The following is a 6,488-nucleotide window of genomic DNA, read 5'->3' as shown; positions in this document are numbered from 1 at the left end:
CGGTCGAGCACCTTGAACACCTGTTCCTCGTAGGTGCGGGCGTTGGCCAGCACGTCATCGCGGCTGAGCGGCTTGCGGGTCAGGCTCTTGCCCGAGGGATCGCCGATCATGCCGGTGAAGTCGCCGATCAGGAAAATGACCTGGTGGCCGAGGTCCTGGAACTGGCGCATCTTGTTCAGCAGCACCGTGTGGCCCAGGTGCAGGTCGGGCGCAGTGGGGTCGAAGCCGGCCTTGATCCGCAGCGGGCGGCCTTCCTGCAGGCGCGCACGCAGATCCTCGAGCTTGAGGATCTCGTCGGCACCGCGGCCGATCAGGGCAAGGGCTTCTTCAATCGAGGACACGTGACTACTCCCGGCAACGCCGATTCTTGTGTGGGGTGTTAAAGCAAAGTTAACCCGATTGGCTTCACAAAAGCCAATGGGCACAAGGGTTTGACGCGGTTTTCTCAGGTGTCTATGGTAACCGGCGATCAGGCCCGCGCTCCCGGGCCGCCAGGAAAAAACGCCGATGCACAATTCCGAACAAGGGCGCGCACGCAAGCAGCGCTTCCAGGAACGCCTTCACGTCCTGCACGACAACGCCCTGCATCGGAAGCTCAGGCAACACCTTCCCGCCGCCTTCAATGAGCGCTGGACCCGCCGCCATTGGATGCACGCCAGCCTGTTTGCGACCATCGGCGCCCTGGTGGCGACGATCGTCCCCGGTTTCTCGCACACCATTGATGCGCCTTACGCGGACAGCCACACCAGCCTGGCGCTGCCGCTGCCGCCGTTGACCATGGCCCGCCAGCAGCAGGTGCCGGGCGACAGCTGGCAGGTGCTGCGCATCCAGCGCGGCCAGACCCTGAGTGACCTGTTCGACAAAGCCGGCATTCCGGCCACCACCCTGCACCGGGTGCTGGAGCACCCCGGTGCGCGCGAGGCGCTGACCAAGCTGCGCCCGGGCGCCGAGATCGCCTTCGACATGCCGCTGTCCGGCGACCTGCGCAGCATCCGCTTCGATCGCGACGCCGACAACCGGGTGGAACTGAGCCTGGCCGGCGATGACATCAAGGAGAAGGTGACGCGGCGCGAGACTTCCACGCGTACCGTGGTCACCAGCGGCGAGATCACCAGTTCGCTGTATGCCGCCGCCCGCCGGGCCGGGCTGTCGCCGTCGGCGATCGCGACGATGACCGACGACATCTTCAAGTACGACATCGACTTCTCCAAGGACCTGCAGCCGGGCGACCGCTTCAGCGTGGTGATGGACGAGACCTGGCGCGAAGGCGAGAAGGTGGACACCAGCAAGATCCTGGCGGCGACCTTCACCACCGGGGGCAAGACCTATTCCGGCTTCCGCTTCGACCGCAACGGCAAGTCCGAGTACTACGACATCAACGGCCGTTCGTTGAAGAAGAGCTTCATCCGCATGCCGATCCCGTTCGCGCGGCTGAGCTCGACCTTCGGCGCACGCAAGCACCCGGTGCTGGGCAAGATGCGCATGCACAAGGGCGTGGACTACGCCGCGCGTACCGGCACGCCGATCATGGCCGCCGGCGATGCCCGCGTGCAGTTCGCGGGCGTGCAGCGCGGCTACGGCAATGTGGTGATCCTCGACCACGGTCGAGGCCACACCACCCTGTACGGCCACATGTCGCGCTTTGCGAACATCAGGACCGGCCAGCGCGTGGCCCAGGGCACGGTGATCGGCTATGTCGGCTCGACCGGCCTGGCGACCGGGCCGCACCTGCACTACGAATTCCGGGTCAACGGCGAACACCGCAACCCGCTGACCGTGACCATGCCGCCGCCGGAGCCGCTGAAGGGCGCCGAGCTGGTCGCCTTCCGCGCGCAGACCGCGCCAGCGATGGCCCGCATCCAGGGCATGGAGAAGCTGATCTACGCCGATGCCAGCCCGGCACCGACCAGCCGCGACGAGGCCGCCGCCGAGGTGGCCAGCGCCAAGGACAAGCAGGCGACCGGCCGCAAGCGCGGCTGAGCCCCTGCGTTGACGAGGAAGGACGCGGCAGCCCAAGCTTGCCGCGTCCTTTTTTTGTGCCTGCCATGAACACTACTGCCGACGCTGACGCCCCCCTGTATCTTGGCCTGATGTCGGGCACCAGCGCCGACGGCATCGACGCCGCGCTGGTGCAGTTTCCCGCGGGCGGTGGCTGCCGCTTCGTGCACGGCCTGACCGCACGCTGGGAACCGGTGCTGCGCGCGCGGCTGGTGGCGCTGGGCGAAGGTGGCCCGTTGGATTCGCTGGAGGAGCTGGGCGAACTGGACGCGCGGATTGCGATCAACTTCGCCGAGGCCGCCAACCAGCTGCTGGCCGAAGCCGGCGTGGACCGCAGCCAGGTACGCGCGATCGGCTCGCACGGCCAGACCGTGCGACACCGCCCGCTGGCCGATCCAGCGTTCACTGTGCAGCTGGGCGACGGCAACCGCATCGCCGAACTGACCGGAATCACCACAGTATCCGACTTCCGCCGTCGCGACGTAGCGGCCGGGGGGCATGGTGCGCCGCTGATGCCGGCTTTCCACCTGGGCATGCTGGGTGCCGCCGATGAAGACCGCGCGGTGCTCAACCTGGGCGGCATCGCCAACCTGACCCTGATCCCGCGCGAAGGCGCGGTGCGCGGCTTCGATACCGGCCCGGCCAACGCGCTGATGGATGCCTGGTGCCAGCGCCACACCGGCCGTACCTTCGATGCCGATGGCGCGTATGCCGCCAGTGGCGCGGTGGACGAGGGCCTGCTGGCCGGCTGGCGTTCGGACCCGTGGTTCGCGCTGCCGCCGCCGAAGAGCACCGGGCGCGAGCAGTTCCACCTGGCCTGGGCCGAGGCGCACATGGGGGAAGGCGAATATGCCGCTGCCGATGTGCAGGCCACGCTGCTGGAGCTCACTGTGGCAACCGTGGCCGATGCGCTGCTGGCGCAGCAGCCGCAGACCCGGCGCCTGCTGGTCTGTGGCGGCGGGGTGCGCAACCGGCAGCTGATGAAGCGGCTGGCGGCGCGGCTGCCGGAGGTGCAGGTGGAGTCCAGCGCGGTGCATGGGCTGGACCCGGAGTACGTGGAGGCGATGGGATTCGCCTGGCTGGCGCAGCGGACGATGGACGGGCTGGCCGGCAACCTGCCGAGCGTGACCGGAGCCAAGGGGCCGCGGATCCTGGGGGCAGTCCACCTGGCGTGAGGTGGCGCCATCCACGCATGGCGTGGATTCACCGGGCAGCCGAGCGTGGGCTTGGCTCTACAAAGGCGCTAATCGAAGCCCTGCCCTGCGGGCAAGGCCTGCAGGGCGGCGATGGCGTCGGAGAGGGCGTCCACTTCGGGATCGCCGAAACCGGAGCGGACCTCCAGTTCACTGCTGAACAGGCCCTGCTCCAACAACGCGGCGCAGGTCTGTTCATGGGTCCAGCCGCGGGCGACCGCGACACGTCGGATACGTTCCAGCAGCAGCGGGTCCAGGTCCCGCAGCACAACGTCGGCCATGCTCACTTCCCCGTTCGCAAGGCACCGCCCCCTCGGCGCGTCGGAGGCGATGATCCCGCAGTCCGGGCGGGCAGGCAATCAGGCGACCGGTGGCGGCCCGCGGTCGGCGATCCGCGGCCACAGCCAGGCCAGCAGCAGCAGGGTCGGCACCACAGTGACCGAGCTGAGGATGAAGAACGTGCTGTAGGACGTCGCCTCAACGATGTATCCGGAGACACCGCCGATGAACTTGCCCGGCAGGTTGGCCAGCGATACCAGCAACGCGTACTGCGTGGCGGTGAAGTTGCGGTCGGTCAGCGACGACATGAAGGCCACCAGCACGGTGCCGGCGAACCCCTGGAACAGGTTGTCGGCACTGAGCGCGGCATAGAACGCCCACAGCTTGCCTGGGTTGTGCGCCATCAGCAGGAAGGCGAGGTTGGACATCGCCACGCCCAGTGCGGCCACCAGCAGCATGCGCCGGAAGCCGAATGCGGCCACCGCAATACCCCCCAGGAACGCACCGCCGATCCCCATCCATACACCGAACAGCTTGGACACGGTGGCGATGTCGGCCTTGTCGAACCCCGAATCGAGATAGAACGGCCCGGCCATCACGCCGATCACCTGATCGGGGAACTTGAACAGGCCGACGAAGGCCAGCAGCACCAGTGCCAACGCCACGCCATTACGGCTGAAGAAGCTGGAGATGGGCTGGACGAAGGCTTCGGCGATATCGATGCGACGCTGCACCGCCGTGGCCGGGCGCTCCGGTTCGGCGCACAGCAGGGTAGTGACGATCGGCAGCAGCATCAGCGCGGCCATCGCCAGGTAGGCGACGATCCAGCCTTCGAACTGCGCCAGGTACAGCGCGCCGGCACCGGCCAGGATCAGGCCGATCCGGTAGCCCAGCGTATAGGTGGCCGCCAGCGCGGCCTGCGCGGTCTGCGGAGCGATCTCGATACGGTAGGCATCGACCGCCGAGTCCTGGGTGGCGCCAGCGAACGACGCCACCAGCACCCACATCACCAGTGGCCAGACGCCCTCTTCCGGCCGCACGAAGGCCAGTGCGACCAGGCCGACCAGCACCAGCACCTGCGATACCAGCAGCCACGAACGGCGGCGGCCGAGCGCGCCCAGCAGCGGAAATGCATAGCGGTCCAGCAGCGGCGCCCACAGGAACTTGAGCAGGTAGAAGAAGCTGGCCAGGCTGATCAGGCCGATGCTGCCCAGGTCCAGGCCGACGTCGCGCAGGCGCGTGGACAGCGTCTGCGAAGCGATCAGCAGGAACGGCAGGCCACTGCCGAAGCCAAGCATGGCCATGGTCAGCGCCGACGGGGTACCGAAGGCGCGCTTGATGCCTGCCCAACCCTTGTAGCTAACCGGCGTGGCGGCCTCGGTCACAGGTCGTAGTCCACGGTGAACGGGGCGTGGTCGGAGAAGCGCTCGTCGCGGTAGATCGAACAGCTACGCAGTTTGTCGCGCAGGCCCGGCGTGATGAACTGGTAGTCGATGCGCCAACCGACGTTGTTGGCGCGGGCGGCGCCGCGGTTGCTCCACCAGGTGTAATCCTCGCCGGTGGGATTGAGCAGGCGGTAGGCATCGGCCCAACCGCGGCCGGCGGCGACATCGGTGGCCTGGCCATGGTCGGCGCAGAGGGCGTTGAGCCAGTCGCGCTCCTCCGGCAGGCAGCCGGAATTCTTCTGGTTGGACTTCCAGTTCTTGATGTCCAGCGCCGAACGCACGATGTTCCAGTCGCCGCACAGCACGTAGTCGCGGCCGCTGCGCGCCCACTCCTCCAGGATCGGGCGCAGCCATTCCATCACTTCGAACTTGAAGCCCTGGCGCAGGTCACCCGAGCTGCCGGAGGGAATATAGAAAGAGACCACGCTGAGATTGCCGTAGCGCGCCTCGATGTAGCGGCCTTCGTCGTCGAACGGGGCCCAGCCCAGCGAGGTGATGACCTGGTCCGGCTCGCGCTTGCTGTAGATCGCCACACCGCTGTAGCCCTTCTTGGTGATGGCGTCGCGGTAGAAGCAGTGATGGCCATCCGGACGGAACATCGGGTCGGTCAGCTGGTCTTCCTGGGCCTTGGTTTCCTGGATGCACAGGACGTCGGCGTCCTGGGCACGGAACCAGTCCAGGAAGCCCTTGGTCGCGGCGGAACGGATGCCATTGGCGTTGAAACTGATGATGCGCATGCGGGGACCTGCGGCGGGAAACCGGGCAAGCATACCGGTTGCCCGTAGGGCTGCGCAGTCCGCCAGGCAGCGCCGCGACAGCCTTCACGCGGGGCCGGACGAGCGCGAAACGCCCAGCTGGATTAGGATTTGTGCTCCAAATGAAGATGAATCGAGTTTTGATGAGCGACCACCGCCACCGTTTCCTGCAGCTGGCCCTGACCGCCGACGCCCTGCGCTTCGGCCAGTTCACCCTCAAGTCCGGCCGGCTGAGCCCCTATTTCTTCAACGCCGGCCGTTTCGACTCCGGTTCGCTGCTGTCCCAGCTCGGCGCCTGCTATGCCGATGCCATCGATGCCAGCGGGATCAAGTACGACGTGGTGTTCGGCCCGGCCTACAAGGGCATTCCGCTGGCCACCGCGATGGCCTGCGAGCTGGCCCAGCGCGGCCGCGACCTGCCGCTGTCGTTCAACCGCAAGGAAGCCAAGGACCACGGCGAAGGCGGCCAGCTGATCGGCGCCGACATGAATGGCAAGCGCGTGCTGATCGTCGACGACGTGATCACCGCCGGTACCGCGATCCGCGAAGCGCTGGGCATCATCCGCGCTGCCGGCGGCACCCCGGCCGGCATCGTGGTAGCCCTGGACCGCCAGGAGATCGCCTCGGAAACCGACCGCCGCTCGGCGGCGCAGTCGGTGGCCGAAGAGGCCGGGATCCCGGTGATCGCCGTGGCGTCGCTGGCCGATCTGCTTGATTTCGCCTCCGGCAACCCGGAACTTGTGGGTTACCGCCAGCCGCTGGAAGCCTACCGGGCCCAGTACGGCGTCCGTTCGATCCGCTGACCGACCCAGGGGAAA

7 protein-coding genes (1 of these 7 only partly in view) are annotated in these 6,488 nt (G+C 67.5%); 3 read left to right on the top strand and 4 right to left on the bottom strand.

Annotation, left to right across the window (positions count from 1 at the left end; all coding sequences use genetic code 11):
- Nucleotides 1–341, bottom strand: partial view of a tyrosine--tRNA ligase gene (gene tyrS / locus ACEPA4_RS01680; protein WP_005420460.1) — the start only. 871 nt of this gene lie to the left of the window's left edge; the window shows 341 of its 1,212 coding nt (coding positions 1–341); the start codon lies at nucleotides 339–341; its stop codon lies beyond the left edge, outside the window.
- 166 nt (nucleotides 342–507) lie between these two features.
- Between tyrS and ACEPA4_RS01675 the strand changes: the two genes are divergently transcribed.
- Together ACEPA4_RS01675 and ACEPA4_RS01670 are read left to right on the top strand one after the other, a co-directional pair.
- Complete coding sequence (locus ACEPA4_RS01675) at nucleotides 508–1,980, top strand: peptidoglycan DD-metalloendopeptidase family protein (RefSeq protein WP_053500323.1); 1,473 nt, start codon at nucleotides 508–510, stop codon at nucleotides 1,978–1,980.
- 65 nt (nucleotides 1,981–2,045) lie between these two features.
- Nucleotides 2,046–3,173, top strand: a complete 1,128-nt coding sequence (locus ACEPA4_RS01670; RefSeq protein WP_065179716.1) for an anhydro-N-acetylmuramic acid kinase — start codon at nucleotides 2,046–2,048, stop codon at nucleotides 3,171–3,173.
- 68 nt (nucleotides 3,174–3,241) lie between these two features.
- On the opposite strand, the gene ACEPA4_RS01665 is transcribed toward ACEPA4_RS01670, so the two are convergent.
- From ACEPA4_RS01665 to ACEPA4_RS01655, 3 genes are all read right to left on the bottom strand, one after another.
- Nucleotides 3,242–3,472 carry a hypothetical protein gene (locus tag ACEPA4_RS01665; RefSeq protein ID WP_005420465.1) on the bottom strand — a complete coding sequence of 77 codons (231 nt, stop codon included), beginning with the start codon at nucleotides 3,470–3,472 and terminating at the stop codon, nucleotides 3,242–3,244.
- A gap of 78 nt (nucleotides 3,473–3,550) precedes the next feature.
- Nucleotides 3,551–4,855, bottom strand: coding sequence for an MFS transporter (locus ACEPA4_RS01660; protein WP_049413991.1), 1,305 nt, complete (start codon nucleotides 4,853–4,855; stop codon nucleotides 3,551–3,553).
- Complete coding sequence (locus ACEPA4_RS01655; RefSeq protein WP_005420469.1) at nucleotides 4,852–5,652, bottom strand: exodeoxyribonuclease III; 801 nt, start codon at nucleotides 5,650–5,652, stop codon at nucleotides 4,852–4,854. The genes ACEPA4_RS01660 and ACEPA4_RS01655 overlap by 4 nt, the downstream gene beginning before the upstream one ends.
- A 161-nt stretch (nucleotides 5,653–5,813) precedes the next feature.
- Between ACEPA4_RS01655 and pyrE the strand changes: the two genes are divergently transcribed.
- Nucleotides 5,814–6,473 (top strand): orotate phosphoribosyltransferase, encoded by a 660-nt coding sequence (gene pyrE / locus ACEPA4_RS01650; protein ID WP_005420471.1) that lies wholly within the window; start codon nucleotides 5,814–5,816, stop codon nucleotides 6,471–6,473.
- The last annotated feature ends 15 nt before the right edge of the window (nucleotides 6,474–6,488 follow it).

It is taken from the genome of Stenotrophomonas sp. P2112, assembly GCF_041897515.1.
Classification (GTDB): domain Bacteria; phylum Pseudomonadota; class Gammaproteobacteria; order Xanthomonadales; family Xanthomonadaceae; genus Stenotrophomonas; species Stenotrophomonas sepilia.
The sequence above is the reverse complement of the archived record's forward strand: the minus strand, read 5'-3'. Positions and strand labels throughout refer to the sequence as shown.